General features: G+C 59.9%; 24 protein-coding genes. 14 read left to right on the forward strand and 10 right to left on the reverse strand.

The window, feature by feature from the left end:
- Window positions 1-21: 21 nt before the first annotated feature.
- Window positions 22-447: a hypothetical protein gene (locus tag HYPGJ_RS19070; RefSeq protein ID WP_143440496.1), complete on the forward strand. Its 426-nt coding sequence runs from the start codon at window positions 22-24 to the stop codon at window positions 445-447.
- Between the two features lie 54 nt (window positions 448-501).
- Here the strand turns inward: HYPGJ_RS19070 and HYPGJ_RS05585 are convergent, their stop codons facing one another.
- Together HYPGJ_RS05585 and HYPGJ_RS05590 are read right to left on the reverse strand one after the other, a co-directional pair.
- Entirely contained in the window at window positions 502-1,005 is a 504-nt protein-coding gene (locus HYPGJ_RS05585) for a DUF992 domain-containing protein (protein WP_244466020.1), read from the reverse strand.
- Between the two features lie 185 nt (window positions 1,006-1,190).
- Window positions 1,191-1,595: a lysozyme inhibitor LprI family protein gene (locus HYPGJ_RS05590; RefSeq protein WP_046846252.1), complete on the reverse strand. Its 405-nt coding sequence runs from the start codon at window positions 1,593-1,595 to the stop codon at window positions 1,191-1,193.
- A gap of 156 nt (window positions 1,596-1,751) precedes the next feature.
- Between HYPGJ_RS05590 and HYPGJ_RS05595 the strand changes: the two genes are divergently transcribed.
- Window positions 1,752-2,687 (forward strand): pirin family protein, encoded by a 936-nt coding sequence (locus tag HYPGJ_RS05595; RefSeq protein WP_046846253.1) that lies wholly within the window; start codon window positions 1,752-1,754, stop codon window positions 2,685-2,687.
- 302 nt (window positions 2,688-2,989) lie between these two features.
- Window positions 2,990-3,286, forward strand: coding sequence for a hypothetical protein (locus HYPGJ_RS05600; RefSeq protein ID WP_046846254.1), 297 nt, complete (start codon window positions 2,990-2,992; stop codon window positions 3,284-3,286).
- A 48-nt stretch (window positions 3,287-3,334) separates the two neighbouring features.
- Here the strand turns inward: HYPGJ_RS05600 and queF are convergent, their stop codons facing one another.
- The 4 genes from queF to HYPGJ_RS05620 all read right to left on the reverse strand — a co-directional run bounded on the left by queF (window position 3,335) and on the right by HYPGJ_RS05620 (window position 5,994).
- The gene (gene queF / locus HYPGJ_RS05605) at window positions 3,335-3,793 is read right to left on the reverse strand and encodes a preQ(1) synthase (protein ID WP_046846255.1); all 459 of its coding nucleotides are present in this window, start codon (window positions 3,791-3,793) and stop codon (window positions 3,335-3,337) included.
- 5 nt (window positions 3,794-3,798) lie between these two features.
- Window positions 3,799-4,221, reverse strand: coding sequence for a 6-carboxytetrahydropterin synthase (locus HYPGJ_RS05610; protein ID WP_013215737.1), 423 nt, complete (start codon window positions 4,219-4,221; stop codon window positions 3,799-3,801).
- A gap of 50 nt (window positions 4,222-4,271) precedes the next feature.
- Complete coding sequence (queE, locus tag HYPGJ_RS05615; protein ID WP_046846256.1) at window positions 4,272-4,898, reverse strand: 7-carboxy-7-deazaguanine synthase; 627 nt, start codon at window positions 4,896-4,898, stop codon at window positions 4,272-4,274.
- Window positions 4,899-4,965: 67 nt separating this feature from the next.
- The gene (locus HYPGJ_RS05620; RefSeq protein WP_046846257.1) at window positions 4,966-5,994 is read right to left on the reverse strand and encodes a radical SAM protein; all 1,029 of its coding nucleotides are present in this window, start codon (window positions 5,992-5,994) and stop codon (window positions 4,966-4,968) included.
- A gap of 330 nt (window positions 5,995-6,324) precedes the next feature.
- On the opposite strand from HYPGJ_RS05620, the gene HYPGJ_RS05625 reads away from it, so the two are divergent.
- Window positions 6,325-6,810 carry a PaaI family thioesterase gene (locus tag HYPGJ_RS05625; RefSeq protein WP_046846258.1) on the forward strand — a complete coding sequence of 162 codons (486 nt, stop codon included), beginning with the start codon at window positions 6,325-6,327 and terminating at the stop codon, window positions 6,808-6,810.
- Window positions 6,811-6,816: 6 nt separating this feature from the next.
- Here HYPGJ_RS05625 and HYPGJ_RS05630 read toward each other — a convergent pair whose 3' ends face one another.
- The 3 genes from HYPGJ_RS05630 to HYPGJ_RS05640 are packed head-to-tail and all read right to left on the reverse strand — an operon-like array spanning window position 6,817 to window position 8,102.
- Complete coding sequence (locus HYPGJ_RS05630; RefSeq protein ID WP_046846259.1) at window positions 6,817-7,062, reverse strand: hypothetical protein; 246 nt, start codon at window positions 7,060-7,062, stop codon at window positions 6,817-6,819.
- On the reverse strand, window positions 7,041-7,739 hold the full coding sequence (queC, locus tag HYPGJ_RS05635; protein WP_046846260.1) for a 7-cyano-7-deazaguanine synthase QueC: 699 nt from the start codon (window positions 7,737-7,739) through the stop codon (window positions 7,041-7,043). The genes HYPGJ_RS05630 and queC overlap by 22 nt, the downstream gene beginning before the upstream one ends.
- Before the next feature lie 3 nt (window positions 7,740-7,742).
- Window positions 7,743-8,102, reverse strand: coding sequence for a GFA family protein (locus HYPGJ_RS05640; protein ID WP_013215731.1), 360 nt, complete (start codon window positions 8,100-8,102; stop codon window positions 7,743-7,745).
- Between the two features lie 145 nt (window positions 8,103-8,247).
- On the opposite strand from HYPGJ_RS05640, the gene eno reads away from it, so the two are divergent.
- The 8 genes from eno to HYPGJ_RS05680 all read left to right on the forward strand — a co-directional run bounded on the left by eno (window position 8,248) and on the right by HYPGJ_RS05680 (window position 15,735).
- Window positions 8,248-9,534, forward strand: a complete 1,287-nt coding sequence (eno, locus tag HYPGJ_RS05645; protein WP_046846261.1) for a phosphopyruvate hydratase — start codon at window positions 8,248-8,250, stop codon at window positions 9,532-9,534.
- Between the two features lie 813 nt (window positions 9,535-10,347).
- Window positions 10,348-10,665: a hypothetical protein gene (locus HYPGJ_RS19075; protein ID WP_046846262.1), complete on the forward strand. Its 318-nt coding sequence runs from the start codon at window positions 10,348-10,350 to the stop codon at window positions 10,663-10,665.
- Window positions 10,652-12,451, forward strand: a complete 1,800-nt coding sequence (locus HYPGJ_RS05655; protein WP_159108283.1) for an ATP-binding protein — start codon at window positions 10,652-10,654, stop codon at window positions 12,449-12,451. The genes HYPGJ_RS19075 and HYPGJ_RS05655 overlap by 14 nt, the downstream gene beginning before the upstream one ends.
- 177 nt (window positions 12,452-12,628) lie before the next feature.
- A complete protein-coding gene (locus tag HYPGJ_RS05660; RefSeq protein ID WP_046846263.1) occupies window positions 12,629-13,177 on the forward strand; it encodes a hypothetical protein in 549 nt (182 codons plus the stop codon).
- Entirely contained in the window at window positions 13,174-14,049 is an 876-nt protein-coding gene (locus HYPGJ_RS05665; RefSeq protein WP_046846264.1) for a ParA family protein, read from the forward strand. Before HYPGJ_RS05660 ends, HYPGJ_RS05665 begins: the two co-directional genes overlap by 4 nt.
- A 7-nt stretch (window positions 14,050-14,056) precedes the next feature.
- Window positions 14,057-14,425 carry a hypothetical protein gene (locus tag HYPGJ_RS05670; RefSeq protein WP_046846265.1) on the forward strand — a complete coding sequence of 123 codons (369 nt, stop codon included), beginning with the start codon at window positions 14,057-14,059 and terminating at the stop codon, window positions 14,423-14,425.
- 59 nt (window positions 14,426-14,484) lie between these two features.
- A complete protein-coding gene (locus HYPGJ_RS05675) occupies window positions 14,485-14,970 on the forward strand; it encodes a hypothetical protein (RefSeq protein ID WP_046846266.1) in 486 nt (161 codons plus the stop codon).
- Between the two features lie 582 nt (window positions 14,971-15,552).
- On the forward strand, window positions 15,553-15,735 hold the full coding sequence (locus HYPGJ_RS05680) for a hypothetical protein (RefSeq protein WP_143440497.1): 183 nt from the start codon (window positions 15,553-15,555) through the stop codon (window positions 15,733-15,735).
- A 619-nt stretch (window positions 15,736-16,354) separates the two neighbouring features.
- Here the strand turns inward: HYPGJ_RS05680 and HYPGJ_RS05685 are convergent.
- On the reverse strand, window positions 16,355-17,323 hold the full coding sequence (locus HYPGJ_RS05685) for a GlxA family transcriptional regulator (protein ID WP_046846734.1): 969 nt from the start codon (window positions 17,321-17,323) through the stop codon (window positions 16,355-16,357).
- 96 nt (window positions 17,324-17,419) lie between these two features.
- On the opposite strand from HYPGJ_RS05685, the gene HYPGJ_RS05690 reads away from it, so the two are divergent.
- Window positions 17,420-18,232: an SDR family oxidoreductase gene (locus HYPGJ_RS05690; protein ID WP_046846268.1), complete on the forward strand. Its 813-nt coding sequence runs from the start codon at window positions 17,420-17,422 to the stop codon at window positions 18,230-18,232.
- 100 nt (window positions 18,233-18,332) lie between these two features.
- On the forward strand, window positions 18,333-18,797 hold the full coding sequence (locus tag HYPGJ_RS05695) for a (2Fe-2S)-binding protein (RefSeq protein WP_046846269.1): 465 nt from the start codon (window positions 18,333-18,335) through the stop codon (window positions 18,795-18,797).
- Window positions 18,798-18,802 lie beyond the last annotated feature (5 nt).

Consider the following 18,802-nt stretch of genomic DNA (forward strand, 5'->3'; position numbering starts at 1 on the left):
AGACAAAGAGGCGGTGGCGAAATGGACGTTGCTTCAACTCTTACAATTCTACTAAGTATTTTTGCCATAGTTCTTTCTGGCTTCGCTCTACTTGAGTCAAGGAAGAGCAATCGAGCAGCGCTCTTCGACCAGCGTTTTGCAGTCTATCGAGATGTGGAAAAATTTCTTGGCTTCTGGGCTAGAGATGGGCGTCCGAACTTAGGCGAACTTCGCTTGGTGATTGACGCATGGAACCGATCACATTTTTTATTTGATGGATTTGTTACTGCATACTTGCGGCAGCTTTGGCTTGACGCAGTTCAAGCGGAAAGTGACGCGAGAACCGTCAACGGCGAGCAACCTGGCGACAGGAATGTGGCGATCGAACGTGAGCAGCAGCTCTTTTTAAAGTATTGCGGCGAAGATAATTCGCTCCGAACAGCTTTCATGCGTGACCTTAAAATCTAGCGTACCGAATGTGGTCCGCGACCTGAAAGCACCGTGGCGCTGCTTATCGTCTGACTAGCCGCGCTCTAGCGTCAGTCCGGCGACGCCGGCGGAGAGGTTGAGGCCCGTCTGGCCTTCGACGCTGATGGGCTGCAGAACGATCGATTTGCCGGAGCCGCCGACAAGCGCGTTCGCATTGGCGCCGATGCCCACGGCTACGCCTGCGGTAACCCCGCCGTAGCCGCCTTCAAGCGCACCTTCCGCGATGTCGACGGTCGTGCCGAGAACGGTCCACACCAGCGTGCTTTCGCCCGTGAAGCCGATATCGACGCCGATTTTCGTGATCGTCGCCATGTACGGATGCCGGCGCGCGCTGACGGCCGTCGTGAACACGCAGCGCATCTGTTCTTTCGAGCCGAGGATGAGGCCGACCCCGCCGTGGCCTTTGCACGTCAGCGTTCCGAGCGTGATCTTGGGAGCGGCGGCAGCGGGCTTTGCCTCGATGCTGGCGCCCGCAACGACCGCGACGGCGGCTGCGAGAATTGAGGACGTTGTGGCGAGCGACGGCTTCATGGACATGTGTCTCCTTTGACCGGCCAACGGCCAGTGAGTGCCATCACTCACCTTGGCAGCGGTCTGACGATAAGGCCTCGTTTAAAGAGGCAATAACGTCGGATCGGTGGCGGCCACGGCGCTTGCGGCAGAGTTTTCCCCTCTACGGCGACAGATCTACCGCGGGGCGGAAAGCCTGTCTTCCGAACCGGTCAATGTTCCTCGTAACGGTCTTTGAGTTCTTTGGTCCGCTCTTGCGTCTTGGCCGTCATGCATTCGAGGCTGGCCGCGGCCGTCCCTGTACCGCCGCTCCATTCCTGGGCGATCAGGTCCCTGCAGTCGGCGTCGCGAAAGGCGAGCCAGGCACGTTGCGATACGCGCAGCGCCTCTTCGAAGCTCGCGGAGTCATAGGGCTTGTCGAGCTTGCGTTCTTTGATGAACGCGACAGCATTGGCGTACGCGACGTTCAAATCCTTGTCGGCCGCCTTGAAATCCTTCTCCGCGCAGAAGTTCATTTCGACGGTGGACGAGGCGTTCTCGCAGTCGATCTTCTGCGCGTACGCAGAGAGCGGAGCGAGGGGAAGCAGGAGAACGATCGTGGCGATCAGGCGTTTCATGAGATGGGTTCCATAAATGGCCTACGCCTTTTACTCATCCCTCGCATGCGCAGGAAGCGCTGAACCGATACGAAAACGTAATAAGATGAACGCCGGAACTTACCGCGATTTGCCGACAGCCGCCTTCATCTGGTTGGCGGGCAGGAAGGAGCACCGATGAGCTGGCTGACCGACAACGATCCCATCCCGGGCGACGCCAAGTCGTGTGACGCGATCGAGCACGTCATCATTCCACGCGCCCACGACCTCGGCGGGTTCGAGGTGCGCCGCGCGTTGCCGTCGGCAAAACGGCAGATGGTCGGCCCCTTCATTTTCTTCGATCAGATGGGTCCGGCGCAGTTCCTCGCCGGTCGCGGTATCGACGTCCGCCCGCATCCGCATATCGGGCTCTCGACCGTCACCTATCTGTTCGATGGCGAGATCATGCATCGCGACAGTCTCGGATCGGCGTTGGCGATCCGGCCGGGTGAGGTCAACCTGATGACGGCCGGACGCGGCATCGTTCATTCCGAACGAACCGGACTGGAGCGCCGCGCCGACGGCCAGAACCTTTTCGGCATTCAAGCCTGGATGGCCTTGCCGAAGTCGCACGAGGAAACCGCTCCGGCGTTCGCGCATCATGCCGTCGAAGAACTTCCGCGCTTTGAAGGCGAGGGCAAACGCGTTCGCCTCGTCGTCGGATCGCTGTACGGCGCGACGTCGCCCGCGAGCTTTCCGCACGACTGCTTCTATGCCGAAGCGGTCCTCGCGCCGGGTTCGATTCTGCCGCTCGATCCCGGCTATGACGAGCGCGCCGTCTACGTCGTCTCTGGCCGTATCGATATCGCCGGCGAGTCGTTCGAGAGCGGCCAGCTTCTGGTCTTCAAGCCCGGCGACCGCATCTCCATCCTGGCGGAAACGAATGCCCGCCTGATGCTTTTAGGCGGCGAACCGATGGATGGTCCGCGCCATATCTGGTGGAATTTCGTGTCGAGTTCGAAGGAGCGCATCAACGAAGCGCGGAACGATTGGCGGCAAGCCAAGTTTGATATTGTCCTCGGCGATGAACAGGAATTCATCCCACTCCCCGAGGATCGCGCGCCGCCAGAATGATTTGCTTCTCAGAAAATGATCTATCTGCGGGAGCACCTGTCGCTCCAAGTCGCAGACACGTTCAGCTGTCGTTTAACCGCGCGTCACAAAGTAGGGATCTTTGTCGGCGATACGAAAGACCGACGGATGACGCCTGTTGATGAGTTCAACAAACATGTTCTCGGGCGTCTCCTAGAACACAACGTGCAGCGCAGATCGTGCTGTAGCGTTCAACAGAAGCGGGGTTGTTCGTTGCGCAACTAGAACTCGAACTGATGCACGGCGAACGAAAGCTCACGACACACTCAGCTTAGGAGAAATCGATGCGTAAACTATTTTTGGCAGTCGCCATGGCGTTAGGCTTCGGCTTTGCCGCGACCGGCTCGCAAGCTGCCACGATCGGCAGCAATGTCTCGGCTCTGCAGTCGAGCGCAAAGGCCGGCAACTCGCTGGTCGAAAAAACGCAGTATTACCGCCGCAATTGGCGCCATCGCCATAACTGGCGGCATCGTGGGTATAATCGCCCGTGGGGTTACAGCTACCGTCGTTACGGCTGGCGTCACAACTACTATCGTCCCTACTACCGTCATCACTACCGTCATCACCGTTACTACAGATAATCTGTAGCGAGCGATCCGTAAGCGACGGATTTATGCAGAGGACGAGGCTCAGCCTCGTCCTCTGTACGTTTGGACGCCTTGATCGGGAAGCCAGACATCTTTGGGAAGCGTGCCCGTCTGCCAGAATACGTCGATCGGAATGCCGCCGCGCGGATACCAGTATCCCCCGATCCTGAGATAATGCGGTTCGATCAGCGCCGCGATGCGCTTGCCGATCGCCACGGTGCAATCCTCGTGAAATGCCCCATGATTGCGAAACGACGCGAGATAGAGCTTCAGCGATTTGCTCTCGACAAGCCACGCATTCGGAACGTAGTCGATGACGAGATGCGCGAAGTCCGGCTGTCCCGTGACCGGACATAACGACGTGAATTCGGGCGCTGTAAATCTCGCTGCGTAATGCGTGTCGGCATGCGGATTTGCGACGCGTTCGAGTTCCGCTTCGTCCGGATCGCGCGGCAGACCGACATTACGGCCAAGCTGTTTCACCTGCGGCTTGCGAGCCATGGTCCTTACTCCGCCGCGAGTTGAGTTGAGCGCGAAGGTCCGCGATAGACGCAGCCCTCATTGCAGCTGTCGCGATGCACTTCGACTTGAACGAGACCGGGCACGCGGTTCGACAAGCGGTTCCAGATCCACATCGCAATGCGCTCGAGCGTCGGTGCGCTCAAGCCTTCGATATCGTTCAGCATGCGGTGATCGAGGTCTTCCTCCGTCTCGCGCAATGCCGACGACAGCTCATCGAAATGGAAGATGTAGCCCGTGTCGCGGCCGGGCTCGCCCTCGACGACGACGCGAGCGCGGAACGAGTGCCCGTGCACGCGCGCATTCGGGGTGCCCGGCGCTGCGGAGGGCAGAAAGTGCGCCGCCTCGAACCTGAAGTCTTTGTAGATTTGCATCGCGCTGAAATAGGGGATTTCGCCGGGCCGCGCCACCCCGCGCGGTCGGCAGCGTTCGCGGCAAGCTGGCGCGGAAAGCCGTTAAATTAAGGAATTCCGAGCAGTTTATGGGTCTGCAACGATAGCCGCCACCCAGGGTTCGCCTTGCAATAGGCGACGGCCGCCTGCGTGTTGGCTTCGCGCGCCGGCCCGTCCATCGGTTGCAGAAAACGTGTTTCGAAGGCGAGACCCGCATAGTCCGCCGGATCGACACCCTCCTGCGGGTAGACGAGCTTCAACTCGTGGCCGTGCTTCTGCTGAAGTTGCGAACCGGCTTTCGGCGACACGCAGATCCAGTCGATCGTCTCGAGCACGGGCAGCGTGCCGTTCGTTTCGATGGCGATCGTGAAGCCGCGTGCGTGCAGGGCATCGACCAGCTCCTGGTCGACTTGCAGCATGGGCTCGCCGCCCGTCAGAACGACAAGCATGTCGCCATCCGAACCGCACGCGGCCCGGCACGCCCGCGCCAGATCGTCTGCGGTGTGGAAGCGCCCGCCGCCTTCGCCATCAGTGCCGACGAAGTCCGTATCGCAGAACTGGCAGACAGCCCTGGCGCGATCGACCTCGCGGCCGGTCCACAGGTTGCAGCCCGCGAAGCGACAGAAAACCGCCGGCCGTCCGGCGTTCGTGCCTTCGCCCTGAAGGGTGTAGAAAATTTCCTTGACGGCATACATGGCGCGATACCTAGGCCCGCGGCGCGCCAAGTCAAGTTAAGGTCGCAGGCTTCGAGACCGCCGAGGCTTAGCGCAGTTGCGGAGCCGCCGAGCCGATATCCCGGCCAAGACCGCGAACGAACTGCGCGATGTGTCCCATGCGGCTGACCAGCGATACCCGATCCGTGACCGGAATGACGGTCTCTCCCGGCTGGGCCTTCACTCTGCCCTGGCGCATGGAGACGGACGCGCCGAGCACCTGATTGCCGCCGCCCGCGGCATACCAGAGCGGGATGTCGTCGGGGCTGTTGCCAGCGGCGAGGCCAAGGTCGACATGCGGCATCAGGAGGCGCGCCACCGCGACGAGGCGTGCGACCTCCCAGGGCGAGCAGCGCGGGTGGTCCTCCCATGACGTGCCTCGATAAGGCATGAAGCGCGAGAAGCGCAGATGATAGAGTCGAGGGAATTGCAGCAGCCAATAGAGATGGTCGATCCGGTCAGCCTCGCTTTCGCCGAGACCGACGAGGATCATGCTGCGCACGGGCATCCCCTCGTCTTGACACATCTCGATCAATGCCTTCCTGGCGTCCAGGCTGTCGCCAGGTTTTGCCTTGGCGAAGATCTCGGGATTGAACGTTTCCAGCGAACTCGTAATGCTGGCGACGCCGAGCTGCTTCAACCGCCGCACGCCGTTTCGCGTCAGCGATGGCCCGAGATTGATTTCGATCTCGATCGACGAGACGTCGCGGATCGCATTGACGGCTTCGCAGAGTTCGTTGTCGTAGCCCGCGAGATCGGTGCCGCCGGAAAGATGCAGATGACGGATTTCGAGATCTTCGATCGCCTTCACCGACGCAACCAGCTCATCGAGCGGAAACGACTTGACCGTGAAATAAGTGCAGTATGTGCAGAGCGGCTCGACCCGGCAGGGCATCATCGACGAGATACCGGCCGACCACCACAGCGTTTTGCCCATCGTCTCGTCGCGGATCTTCGACGCGGCGGCGAAGAGCTGCAACGCGAGCGCCGGTTCGCGCGAACGCTGCAACAGTTGCAACGCAAGCTCCTTCGGAGGGGCAGGTCTCGTCACCTGTGCGATCAGTTCGGCAAAATCCATTGTGTTTCCTGCAAATGCGGCGCGGCGCTGCCGTCGGCCCAGCGTTAAATTTCCAAATGGCTATATCGGTGCAGAGCGTATCGGCGAGCATAGCCGGATCGTTCGCGACGCCATTTGCGAGGAATCAAAGTCGACGAGATGGGTTGTCTCACCTCGGCTGCCGCGAATCTGGCCCACGGCTCTTTGCTTCAGCGGTATGAAGCGTGTGGACCTGCGATTCCTTTGCCCGGGCCAAGTTAAGGGTGGACACGAAGCACCGGAGCCGTGAATCTCGCGCGGCGTATCCGCTGCCGGTTGCGCGTTTTCGTAAGCAAGCCACGAGCGGCCGCCATGACAGCTAGCAAGCCCCCTGACGTTTCGACAGTCGTTGTTAGCCCCGAGCTGCTCGCCTCGATGACGGGCCTCGAATACTTGCAGAAAATGCAGCGCGGCGAGCTGCCGGGAATGCCGATCGCGAAGACGCTCGGCCTGGAACTCGCCGAAGTGGAGCAGGGGCGCGCCGTGTTCGTCTCGACGCCCGTGTTCGAGCACTACAATGCGATAGGTACCGTGCACGCCGGATATACCGCGACGCTGCTCGACTCGTGCATGGCCTGCGCCGTGCTCTCCGCGCTGCCCAAGGGCACCGGTTTTACGACGATGGAATTCAAGGTCTCGTTGTTGCGCCCTCTAACGAAGGAAACCGGCATCGTCCGGGCCGAAGGAACGCTGCTGAGCCGAGGTCGGCGCGGCGCAACGGCGGAAGGCCGCCTGTCGGATGCCAACGGCAAACTGCTCGCGCACGCCACGACGACGTGCCTGATCTTCGAGTTCTGATTTCTCTCAGGCGAGCGACGCAAGCAGAGCGCGCAACTCGTCGCCGGTTTCGCTGAAATCCTCGAACCGCCGCCCCGCCTTGGCGTACCAGTAGCGGCTGTTGCTTTGATCGCCTTCAATCTTGTGCAGGCAGGCGTGCAGCCAGCAGAAGTCCGGATCGCTCTCGCTCTGCTGCGCGATGGCGTGTGCGGCCTCCCAATCGCCATTAAGCGCCAGCTCGACGCCGCGCTTCAACTCGTCCGAGCCTGCCATTCGTTCCATCCCTTGGCGCGAAGCTCGCAGGCCGGACACGTTCCGCAGCCATATCCCCACACATGGCGATGCGAACGATCGCCGAGATAGCACGTGTGCGTATCTTCGACGATCAAATCGACGAGGGCTTTCCCGCCGAGCTTGTCCGCGAGATCCCACGTCGCGGCCTTGTCGATGAACATCAGCGGAGTCTCGATTTCGAGATGCGTATCGAGTCCGAGCGACAGCGCTTGCGCCAGCGCTTGGACGGTCGCATTCCGGCAATCGGGGTAGCCGGAAAAATCCGTCTCGCACATGCCGCCGACGAGCGTCCCGATGCCCCGGCGATACGCCAGCGCCGCCGCGTAGGTGAGAAACAAAAGATTGCGCCCTGGGACGAACGTCGTCGGCAACCCCGTCGCGGCGAAGGTGATCTCGGTTTCACGCGTCAGCGCCGTATCGCTTATGCTTTGCAGTGCCGGAAGATCGAGCACGACGTCGTCGCCGAGCTTCGATCCGCCGCTGAGGTTCGCAAGCTTGGACCGGATGACCGGCCGCTGCGCCAGTTCGACGGCATGGCGCTGGCCATAGGTGAAGCCGACGGTTTCGACCCGTTCGTAACGGTCGAGCGCCCAGGCGAGACAAACGGTCGAATCCTGGCCGCCTGAAAAAAGGACGAGGGCAGACGTTTGGGGCACGGTCTAGAGACTTCTTCCGTCGAATTGGGTTGGCGTCATTGCAGTGACATCGACGCCATCGAGACAGCGCACGTTGACGGCGACCATCGGGCCTCCGTTCGGATTGTCGCCCTCCGCGAACGAAGCAACGCCGCAGGTCGAGCAAAACAGGTGATGAATGATATGCTTGTTGAACTGGTAGTCCGTCAGCGCCTCGCGGCCCGACAACAGCCGAAACTTGGCGAGTGGCACGAATGTCAGGATCGATCCGCGCTTCTGGCAAATGGAACAATTGCAGGTGACCAGACTTGCAAGATCCGATTCGACCTCGTAGCGAACCAGGCCGCAGTGGCAGCCGCCCGTCCAGGTTTTCGCTTCCGCCATACGCTCCGCCTTTCAGTTAACTAGCCGTTCGGGTAGGGAGACATCGCCCGGCAGGACTTTGCTCCTGTAGTAATAGAGTTTACAACCCAGGCGCAAATTCTCTGGTCCCGCCCGGGCCGACCAACGCCAAAATTTAGGAACTCTCATGACCGCCATCGTCGATATCATCGGCCGCGAAATTCTGGACAGCCGTGGCAACCCGACGGTCGAGGTCGATGTGCTCCTCGAAGACGGCGCCGAGGGACGCGCCGCCGTTCCGTCCGGAGCGTCGACCGGCGCGCACGAGGCGATCGAGCTTCGCGACGGAGATAAGGACCGCTATTTCGGCAAGGGCGTACTGAAGGCCGTCGACGCCGTGAACGGCGAAATCTTCGATGCGCTGGCTGGCATGGACGCCGAGGATCAGCGCGGCATCGATGCGGCTCTGATCAAGCTCGACGGAACGGCGAACAAGAGCCGCCTCGGCGCCAACGCGATTTTAGGCGTGTCGCTTGCCGCAGCGAAGGCAGCCGCGCGCTCAAACAACCTGCCGCTCTATCGCTATCTCGGTGGCGTCAACGCACACGTTCTCCCCGTGCCGATGATGAACATCATCAACGGCGGCGCGCACGCCGACAATCCGATCGACATTCAGGAATTCATGATCATGCCGATCGCGGCAGAGACATGCGCCGATGCGATCCGGATCGGCGCCGAAGTCTTCCACACGCTGAAGAAGAATTTGAAGGATGCCGGTCACTCGACGTCGGTCGGTGACGAAGGCGGCTTCGCACCGAACCTGAAGAGTGCCGAGGAAGCTCTGTCGTTCATCGTCAAGTCGATCGAGAAGGCGGGCTACAAGCCGGGCGAGGACGTGGCTCTGGCGCTCGATTGTGCATCGACGGAATACTACAAGAACGGCAAATACGAATTTGCGGGCGAGGGCAAAACGCTCGATAGCGCCGGCAATGCCAAATATCTCGAAAGCCTCGTCAGCAAGTTCCCGATCATTTCGATCGAGGACGGCATGGCGGAAGACGATTGGGCCGGCTGGAAACTGCTGACGGAACTGCTCGGCAATCGCTGCCAACTCGTCGGCGACGATCTGTTCGTGACCAACACGAAACGCCTCGCGGATGGCATCGCGAAATCGACCGCGAACTCCATTCTCGTGAAGGTCAACCAGATCGGTTCGCTGTCTGAAACGCTCGACGCCGTCAGCATGGCGCAGCGTGCAGGCTACACCGCGGTGATGTCGCATCGTTCCGGTGAAACGGAAGACTCGACGATTGCCGATCTTGCGGTTGCGACGAACTGCGGTCAGATCAAGACGGGCTCGCTGTCGCGTTCCGACAGACTCGCGAAATACAACCAGCTGATCCGCATTGAAGAAGAGCTGGGCGACGTCGCAGTTTACGCCGGACGCTCCATTCTGCGCGGTGTTGCCGCGTAAGAAGAAGGCCGCAAAAAAGACATCTCGCGGAACCAGGATCGTCGAGGGCGCGTTTGCGCTTCGACGATGGTACGGAACGGGGATGTTGTGGGTCAGTCAAGCGTAAAGCCCCGCAGTTCGAGCGCTCTCTCACAAAAACGAACGCTCTTCAAAAAACGCGCGCGCAGTTTCGCGGCGCCAAAACGGCGCATGTTGTCACCGGCGGTCGCGCGCCGGCCGACGCCCGTTGCAAACCGAGAGGAACAGAGTTCGCCGCTGCCTCAAACCTCTGCATTGCCGTATGAATATGGTCCGCGTCCGAGAGCGCTTGTCACGCGGGTCGTCGTGCGGGGTATCCGTCTTACGTCTGACGCTACGGTCCTCCTGCTCGCATCGCCATTCTTCGCAGTTTGGTATGCGGTTCGCGTCGTACGGAAATTGATTGAGTCCCGGAGCCCCGGCGCCGACAAACTAGTCGCTAAGCGGAGCAAATCCTGACGGCATCCGCCCGCCAATCGTGGGCGCGTCTCCGCATTTGCGTTTCATAGCTAACAATTCATTTAATATCGTCAGCCCGTGAAAAACGCCTCACATAATGGGGCTTGCCGCGATCCTATGCCTGCGTCGCAACGCCGGAACAAAGGCTCCAGCCTGCGACTTTAGGGCAGGGCGCGATGGCTCGTCGCCGGGGACGGCGTGCGGATTAATTGAGGGGTAAGACAGGATACCCCAGTATAGCGCAGATTTGTAACCTGATGAATTTTTGATCGAGACATGCCTGTATTTGGCGGAACATCTACAGCAACCCTCATCGATACCCGACGATTGTCGGATATGCGAAAGTCGATCGGGACGGCTGCCGCGCTCGATATCATTGGCGACTTCCAGGACGTGCTGCGCGACCGGCTTTACGAATTCGAGAAATGCAAGGACGCGTCACCTGCCGCGCAGTTCAAGGTTCTTCATGATCTCTCGACGACGGCTGAAACGCTTGGCCTTCTAGAGCTTGCACTGGCCAGTGAGCGATTAGTCTATCAGCTCCGGTACGATCCAGATGCCCCGCATGACTCTGAGCTTTCAACAGCCGTTGTCGATGCCGGGGGCCGCGCAATTCGTGCTATCGAAGATTATCTGCGCCATGCATTTCATTAGGCTCCCCGTCTACAAAGAACAGATGACGAGCATCGCGCGCACGACGACGTTCGCGATGATCGGGTACGCGATCAACGCCGTCATCGCGTTCATCGCATTCGTCGGCGCCATTCCTTTCGGCTGGCTTCTTGTCTGGACCATCTGTTCGCTGGCGATATGCACCGGCATCGGTCTGCAGACGTACGCGAGAAAGTTTGAGACGAGATCGAAGCAGCGAAACGTGCGCAACGCAAACGTCGCGCTCGTTTACGCCTTTCTGCTTTCGTTGCCTTGGGCGGCACTCGCTGTGACGTGGCTTGGTTGGCTCGATGATAACCGCCAGATCATTCTGATTGCGCTGACCGTCGGAATGGCGGCGAGCGGCAGTTTGCTGTTGATGCCGATCCCGGCGGCAGCGGCGGTCTCGGCGATCACGATCCTCGCGCCTTTGATCGTCAAATGGGGGCTCCTCGGAGCGGAAAAGAATTTCATTCTCGCCGCTCTCGCGGCAAGCTTCCTCGCGTTCCTGTTGTTTTTGATCGCGGTCGGCGGACGCATGTTCCTCGAACGCCTGCACGCGCTCGATCAAATCCGGGTTTCCGAGGCAGAAGCAAAGATGGCGCGGGAAGAGGCCGAGCGCGCGACCAACGCCAAGTCCGAATTCTTCGCGACCATGAGCCACGAGATCCGCACGCCTCTGAACAGCATCATCGGCTACACGAGCCTTGTGCTCGCGCGCCAAGGTCTCAGTCGCGAAGACACCAACGATCTGTCGATCGTGCGAGACGCGGGCAAGGCGCTGCTCGCGATCGTCAACGATATCCTTGATTTCTCGGCAATCGAGGCGGGCCGGCTGAAGTTCATAAAAAGCAGCGTCACGCTTCCGCCGCTGATCGAAGGCTGCGTCGCGCTTTTCTTCGCCGAAGGGCGGGAAAAGGGTTTGGTCATCCGTTCTGAAATAGACCCCGATCTCAATGATCTGACGTTCACGGCCGACGCTCATCGCCTGCGCCAGGTGCTACTCAATCTCGTGAACAATGCCGTGAAGTTTACGTCGCAGGGATCCGTCGTGGTCGGCGCCAAGATTCTCGACAGGGAAGAGAAGTCGGCAAATGTCCGCTTTTTCGTGCGTGACACGGGTCCCGGAATTCGCGCCGATCTGATACCGAACCTGTTCCAGAGATTCAGCCAACTCGACAATGGCCGCGACCGTCGCGGCGGCTCGGGGTTGGGGCTTGCGATTTGCAGAAGTATCGTCCAGGCCAACGGCGGCAAGATCGATATCGAAAGCCATGAGGGCGAGGGCTCGACATTCTGGTTCGAAGTCCCGCTGGAGATTGCCGCACGCGATCGCGATGCGCAACAGAACGCGAACGAAGCCGGCGGCGCCGAGCCGCGCCCGCTGAAGGTTCTCGTCGTCGACGATGTCGAACCGAACAGAAAGCTTGCATCCGCGGTGCTGAGACGCGCTGGCCACGACGTCATCACCGCAGCGAGCGGCCCTGAAGCGATCGCACGCGTCGAGGATGACACATTCGATGTCGTGCTGATGGACGTTCAGATGCCAGGGATGGACGGCCTCGCAGCCACGCGTGCGATCGGTCGCCTGACGCCGAAGCACACGCTTCCCCCCGTCATCGGCATGACGGCGAACGCTTTCCCGTCGGATGTCGAGAACTGCATGGCGGCAGGCATGGCCGCTCATGTCGCAAAGCCATTCGATTTCGGCGAATTGCTACGTATGGTGACGACGGTCGCCAAGCGTGGCAATGCCGAAGCCGGTGCAAGCGCGGTCGCGCGATCCTGAGCGGCACGACGCCACTAGCCACTTTCGCTGCTGTTCCGCAGCTTGATCTTTGATTGGCGCGTCTCGGTCCGCCAGCGATTTACGTGTCACACAAAGACGCGCCGGCGCTGTCTATACGCTGGCGTTCGCGCCGTTCACTCCCTATGGTTGCGCCGGAATTTGTTGGGGGCGTAGCGCATGCTCGAGCGTGATCTGTACGAGCCCGTATACAACTATCTTGAACTCGGCTTCCGCGATCGCCTGAAACCGGCCCGCGGCGATCTTCGTCACATTACAGCGATCACGGCAAACACCGGCGGCAACGCGACGGGCATCTGGTCCAAGCCCGACCTTTGCATCATCAGCCTCTCCCGCCAGAAATATGGTTTGAGTTGGCAGATCGATCTGCACGGCTTTGAAGTGAAGCCGCAAGGCGCGTGCTCCGTTCAGTCCGTGCACGAGGCGTTAAACCATACCTCGCTCGTCAATTTCACGCATCTCGTCTGGCACGTCGGCGACTGGAATGAATCCCGCGCCGACTGCTCGACCATCCTGTCACGCTGTTCCCATTACGGCGTCGGCTTGATCACGTTCGGCGCGCCGAGCGATCTTACGTCCTACGTCCTGCATCTCCCCGCGCGCCGCCATGATCCGTCGCCCGATGCTTTCGACGAATTTGTGGAAACACGCCTGTCACAGGAAGACAGAACGAAACTGCTCAGCTGGATCACGGAATTGCGCCGATGAGCATTTTCGTGGCGGTTGCGAACCCGAAGGGCGGCGTCGGCAAGTCTCTGACGACGATGATGCTCGCCGATGGTCTTGCGCTGACATACGGTGCGCGCATCCTCGTCATCGACGCTGATCCCCAAGCCGGAGTTTCAAAAGCATTGCTCAGCATCGGTGCCGAGCAGGAGCTGAAATCGCGCCAGATCGGACTCGGTGCCATTCTGAAGTCCTTTCAGAAAGGCGACAACATTCGTCTCGCAGGACATCGCGTTGCCGCCGGAGATCTGATCGAGCTTCGTAACCGTGAACCCGGATTCATCGACATCATCCCGTCGAACCACGAGCTGCTCGGCACGCTTCCAGAATTCGAGCATGCCGCGCGGAAGAAGCGGCGCAAGGATCGCCTCGACGTTCTGCTTTCGAACGCACTGCGTGCCGAGCTGTATCAGATCCAGTCCAACTACGATGTCGTCCTGATCGATTGTCCGGCTGGGCCCGGCATCCTTGGCTTGGCCGGTTTGCGATTGGCGCAGCACATCGTCATGCCGACAAGCCTGGAGACGAACGCCTATTCGACGCTGACGGATTTCTTGCGATTCATTCTCGCGGACGACCTCGGCCTTGCGTCGCGCGTGCGCGTGCATCCGCTGATCACGCAGTATCATGCGACGAACACCACGCAGCGCGAGATGCTTCATCACATCCGCCAAGGGCTGTATGAGCTGAACGCAATTCCGCGTCCGGTCCCTTATTCGACAGCGCTTCAGAACGCTGCGACGCATCCCGGAGCAGGCAATTTTCGTTCCGCGCGAGAAAAATACGGCAACGCACTTCCCGATCTCGTCGCGGTGACGAAAGCCGTGGCGGAAAGACTGAGCGCGAACCAGTGAGGGTACAGTGAGCAAATCAGTTTCACCCGGCGAAGCTCTCGAACGCATTTTCGAGGTCATTCGGGAGGAGGCGGTCGCCAATCCGACGTTTGCAAAGCGCCTGCTCGACGCGGCCGGGGTAACTGTCGTCTTCTCGGGGCCCGACGCTGCGAAAGTCGCCGATCCCATTCTCGCCGCGGCGCGCGCCGAATATGCGGATTTTAGGGAAAGCTTCATCGGCTTCACGGAAAAGGATCTGAAGAGCTTGCTAAAAGGCTTTGTGTTGGCGACCGACGAGCAGATCAAAAGCGTGAAGACGAAGCCGAGGCAGAGCGGCCTTGTCGATCTGATGTGGGAAGGCGCAAAGCGCAAACTCGACGAGCGCCGGGTCAAATAAATACTTGCGTCGATGTCCTACAGCAGGACTCGATCTCCGTAGTTCAATAGGGGGACTGGATGAAAACGTGCTTCACGTTCTTGACCGCCGCGACGCTCCTTGCGTGCGCGTCTGCGAGCGCCGCACAGGCAGGCGATTTGCCGTTTAATCTTTTGAACGGGTCGTGGGGCGGTGGAGGCGATCTGATCTATACCAGCGGCCCGCCCGACAAGCTCAGCTGCCTCGGTTATTATAGAAGCGCGGACGGCGGCAAATCGCTCGGCATCGCGCTACGCTGCACCGGCCAGCCGGACAAGATCGAGTTTCGCAGCAAGCTCGCGTACGCCGACGGAAAGCTGTCAGGCACGTGGGAAGAACGCACGAATAACGCCACCGGAAATGCCTCAGGCACCATCAGCGATAATGCGCTGCGCGTGGACTTCGGAGGCAGTCTGGAAGGAACGGTCTCGATTGCGTTCTCGGCATCGCAGCAGTCGATCAACATCACCATTTCGACGGCCGGTTCCGAACTCAAAGGCGCGAAGGTCAGCCTCAGCAGGCGCTAATCCGCGCAGCAGAGATTGGTCGCTTGAAGCCGGTGCGAAGTGTTGAACTCTCCCTGATCTTGCGCGTTGTCTCCAAGCACGCGCCGGTGGCAACCGGCCACAACAGGGATGATGGACGCAGCCATTTTGCCGGTTTCTCGCTGCGACACCAACGCATCGGTACGCGTGGACATCTAACCTGTTCCGAGCGCGTGCTCCGCCTTTTTGCGGGCGTCTCATATGCTGCGGCGCGGTGTCCGTTTCCTGGAAATTCGCGCCCAGAGTTCCCACATCATGGGTAATGCAGCTAAGGAGAACTTCCATGGCTTATTATCATGATGCCAAAGCGGACAACGACGTTGGGAAGCTCAATAGCCTGTTCAACGTCGTTATGGTTGCCGGTCTTCTCGGGTTCGCGATCTGGACCTTTGTTGTCGGCTAACTTCGCGTAACTAGCTTGGGAGAGATTTCTTTGGAACGTCTCTCCCATCTCGCAAGCGGCGTGGTTCAAACGGCGGCGTCGAGGAACGACACAAAAGCATAAGCGTTAGCTCATTCGCGATGCAGGGCAGTGCCGCCCGCGTCATGAGAGGAGCACGACGCATGAAGGACAAGGCGCCGAAGGCGAAGCCGGACGAAGACAGCTCTCAGCAACCGCGGCAGCAGCACACGCCATCCGCCAAAGAGCAGAACATCATCGAGACGGAAGATCGCATCAAGGAGCGCGAGAATCTTTCCGAAAAGTCGGACGACAAATCGCGCGCAGGCAAGCGACCTGCACCCTAATTTCAACTTAGACGATTTTGCTTTGCCATGCTCTTCGCGACCCCATCGCGAAGGCGGGGAAAACGGCGACGGTGCGATTTTCATACCGAACTGGCGGAAGGCGTGTCTGCCAAGAGTGCCTGATATTAAATAGTTTTCTGGAATATTTTCTGAGCAATCCACAAACCGGCCTACAATTCGCGCCGCTATGGGTGCGCGGTTAGAGCACTCCGAGGCAGGACCAATGCACGCGGGTGCGTTCGCGCTGTGTGTGCTTAGCGTGGCGCCCTGCGCTTTTACCTGCGAGGGCCGATTGCGGGTGTCTCTGCATTGACGGTCGTAGCCAGCCGATCTGCGATAAACCGTCCGATCAACCTCGCACATGCGCGCCGGCTACGTGCTCCTCGCCAAACTCCAACGCGGCTCAAAAATCCAACCAGACACCACCGACGGGAATAGCAACATGCGCTCAGGTGCAGGTGGAAGATCCTGATACGCATCGAACCGAATGGCGGATGATCTGTCAGTAAGCTAGCGGTGGAAATAAGCGACTCTCTTCTCCCGAAGCAGATACTTGGGCGCTGCGATAATTGGTGGACACAAGCCAAAAGATAAAGTCCGCAACGGGCCAGAAGCTGACCTACACTTCCGCTTGGTTCTGCCAATCTTTTGTCTCGCTTCGCGCAGTGCGCCGGAGCACCTGTGGAGGTTGTCCAAAGGCACGCAGAAAAGCGCGACGCATCTGGTCCCGATCACTGAACCCCGTCAGGCGCGCCACCACATCGATCGGGTGGCTGCTTTGTTCCATGAGGGACCGTGCCGCCTCCACGCGAAGGTTCTCGATCGCCTTTGCCGGCGACTGTCCGGTTTCGGCGCGGAACGCACGGCTGAACTGCCTTGGGCTGAGATTGGCTGCGTCGGCCAGCTGAGGCACGGTGAGCGGCGTGTGGAGATTTGCGCGCGCGAAAGCGAGAGCCGTCTGAATGCGATCCGACTTCGGCGACAGTTCGAGAAGCGTAGAGAACTGCGATTGCCCACCGCCGCGCCGATGATATAGCACCAGCTTTCGCGCGACGGACTTCGCAATGGCAGGCCCGAAGTCGTTTTCGACCAAGGCCAGAGCGAGGTCGATGCCCGCGCTCATACCAGCAGACGTCCAAATCGGGCCGTCGTTGATGAATATGCGATCCTCATCGATCTTCGCTTTCGGGAAGCGTCTCTGAAGCTCTCGAGCGTATGTCCAATGGGTTGTCGCGCGGCGTCCATCGAGCAGCCCCGCTTCGGCCAATACAAATGCTCCCGTGCAGATGGCAGCAACACGCCGATGGATGCGGGTCGCGGCGCGCACGAACTTGATCAGCCCCTGGCTCAGCGGCTCACGTGACGTTGCTCCGCCGCCGATAAGAAGCGTGTCGCCGGGTTTGTTGCTGAAGCGAACGGTTTCAACCCTCAAGCCCAACGAGTTGCTGACCGCTCCGCCCGTTTCCGACACGAAGCGAAACTCATAGGGCGTTTCGTCGACGAACATATTGGCCGTTTCGAAGACCGAAAGCGCGGCGAGCGCGATGACCGAGTTGCCCGGGTAGACGACGAACGTGATGCGCCGCATGAAAAGCCTCATGTCCTAAATCTACGTGTATATGACATTTAAGACGCGGAGCGGCAAGCCTATAACGATGGCAGTCAAATCATAAGGAGACCTCCAATGAGCAGCCTCACATCCAAAGGCGTTGCCGTCGTGACGGGTGCTTCGTCCGGCATCGGCGCGGTTTATGCCGACCGGCTGGCAAAGCGCGGCTTTGATCTGATCCTCGTGGCGCGGAATGAGGAACGCCTCAAATCGGTCGCCCACCGCATCGAAAGCGAAACGGGCCGCAAGGTTAGGGCTTTTCCCGCGGACCTGAACGACAAGGCGAGCCTTGCCAAGGTCGAGGCGCTGCTCAGAGACGACACGTCCATCACGCTTCTGGTCAACAATGCAGGTCTCGGCTCCGTCGCACCCATCCTCCAAGCTGATGTGGACACGGTCACCGACATGATCGCCCTGAACATCACGGCGCTGACGCGGCTGACTTATGCGGTCGCGCCCGCGTTCGTTGCGCGGGGAAGCGGTACGATCATCAACATCGCGTCGGTCGTCGGGATTGCCGCCGAGATGCTCAATGGCGTCTACAGCGCGTCGAAATCCTACGTCATCAGCTTTGGCCATTCGCTTCAGAATGATCTCTCGGGCAAGGGCGTACGCGTGCAAACCGTTCTTCCTGGCGCCACAGCGACGGAGTTTTGGGACGTGGCCGGCTATGCCGCGCAGAAGACGGCGTCGATCACGATGTCGGCTGAGGACGCTGTCGATGCGGCACTGGTTGGCCTCGACAACGGTGAACTCGTGACAATCCCCGGCTTGCATGACGGCGAAGCGTGGGACCGCTGGGAAGCAGACCGCCGCGAACTGTCGAAAAAATTCGGTAATTCGAAGCCCGCGCAGCGCTACGGCGTGAAGTCGACGGCCGCCGCCTGACCAGGAAGACGAACGTCGATGTCCGGCGATGGAACTACACCGCTGATGCCGATATATAACTAAGTTGACCTTGTCCGCTGCGCAAATCCATGAGGACCCCATGATCGGATTCAAAGTGAACGGCAAAGAGGTGTCAGTGGACGTGCCGGATGACATGCCTGTCCTCTGGGTTCTTCGCGATGTCCTCGGGATGACCGGCACCAAGTTTGGGTGCGGGATTGGCCAATGCGGCGCCTGCACGGTCCATGTGGACGGAGAACCCCGCAGGGGATGCCTGACGCAAGCGTCCGATGTCGCCGGACATGATGTGACAACGATCGAAGGCATCGGCGCGACACCGGCTGGCAAAGCCGTGCAGGCCGCCTGGCTCAATCTGGAAGTCGTCCAATGCGGCTACTGCCAGTCCGGCCAGATCATGTCGGCATCAGCGTTGATCAAAGACAAACCGACGCCAAGCGACAGTGACATTGACGAAGCGATGACCGGAAACATTTGCCGTTGCGGCACGTATTTGCGCATCCGCGACGCAATCAAGGAAGCAGCCAAGGCAATCGCAGCGAAGTGAGGCTC

This window comes from Hyphomicrobium sp. GJ21, from assembly GCF_001006785.1.
Taxonomy (GTDB): Bacteria; Pseudomonadota; Alphaproteobacteria; order Rhizobiales; family Hyphomicrobiaceae; genus Hyphomicrobium_B.

Coding starts and splice junctions, on each gene's coding strand:
- HYPGJ_RS05595 (WP_046846253.1), top strand. CDS start 1,752: ATGAGCTGGCTGACCGACAACGATCCCATCCCGGGCGACGCCAAGTCG.
- HYPGJ_RS05660 (WP_046846263.1), top strand. CDS start 12,629: ATGCTCGAGCGTGATCTGTACGAGCCCGTATACAACTATCTTGAACTC.
- HYPGJ_RS05590 (WP_046846252.1), bottom strand. CDS start 1,595: ATGAAACGCCTGATCGCCACGATCGTTCTCCTGCTTCCCCTCGCTCCG.
- HYPGJ_RS05620 (WP_046846257.1), bottom strand. CDS start 5,994: ATGGATTTTGCCGAACTGATCGCACAGGTGACGAGACCTGCCCCTCCG.
- HYPGJ_RS19070 (WP_143440496.1), top strand. CDS start 22: ATGGACGTTGCTTCAACTCTTACAATTCTACTAAGTATTTTTGCCATA.
- HYPGJ_RS05630 (WP_046846259.1), bottom strand. CDS start 7,062: ATGGCAGGCTCGGACGAGTTGAAGCGCGGCGTCGAGCTGGCGCTTAAT.
- HYPGJ_RS05640 (WP_013215731.1), bottom strand. CDS start 8,102: ATGGCGGAAGCGAAAACCTGGACGGGCGGCTGCCACTGCGGCCTGGTT.
- HYPGJ_RS05665 (WP_046846264.1), top strand. CDS start 13,174: ATGAGCATTTTCGTGGCGGTTGCGAACCCGAAGGGCGGCGTCGGCAAG.
- HYPGJ_RS05585 (WP_244466020.1), bottom strand. CDS start 1,005: ATGTCCATGAAGCCGTCGCTCGCCACAACGTCCTCAATTCTCGCAGCC.
- eno (WP_046846261.1), top strand. CDS start 8,248: ATGACCGCCATCGTCGATATCATCGGCCGCGAAATTCTGGACAGCCGT.
- HYPGJ_RS05685 (WP_046846734.1), bottom strand. CDS start 17,323: ATGCGGCGCATCACGTTCGTCGTCTACCCGGGCAACTCGGTCATCGCG.
- HYPGJ_RS05675 (WP_046846266.1), top strand. CDS start 14,485: ATGAAAACGTGCTTCACGTTCTTGACCGCCGCGACGCTCCTTGCGTGC.
- queF (WP_046846255.1), bottom strand. CDS start 3,793: ATGGCTCGCAAGCCGCAGGTGAAACAGCTTGGCCGTAATGTCGGTCTG.
- HYPGJ_RS19075 (WP_046846262.1), top strand. CDS start 10,348: ATGCGAAAGTCGATCGGGACGGCTGCCGCGCTCGATATCATTGGCGAC.
- HYPGJ_RS05680 (WP_143440497.1), top strand. CDS start 15,553: ATGAAGGACAAGGCGCCGAAGGCGAAGCCGGACGAAGACAGCTCTCAG.
- HYPGJ_RS05600 (WP_046846254.1), top strand. CDS start 2,990: ATGCGTAAACTATTTTTGGCAGTCGCCATGGCGTTAGGCTTCGGCTTT.
- queE (WP_046846256.1), bottom strand. CDS start 4,898: ATGTATGCCGTCAAGGAAATTTTCTACACCCTTCAGGGCGAAGGCACG.
- HYPGJ_RS05625 (WP_046846258.1), top strand. CDS start 6,325: ATGACAGCTAGCAAGCCCCCTGACGTTTCGACAGTCGTTGTTAGCCCC.
- HYPGJ_RS05655 (WP_159108283.1), top strand. CDS start 10,652: ATGCATTTCATTAGGCTCCCCGTCTACAAAGAACAGATGACGAGCATC.
- HYPGJ_RS05690 (WP_046846268.1), top strand. CDS start 17,420: ATGAGCAGCCTCACATCCAAAGGCGTTGCCGTCGTGACGGGTGCTTCG.
- HYPGJ_RS05695 (WP_046846269.1), top strand. CDS start 18,333: ATGATCGGATTCAAAGTGAACGGCAAAGAGGTGTCAGTGGACGTGCCG.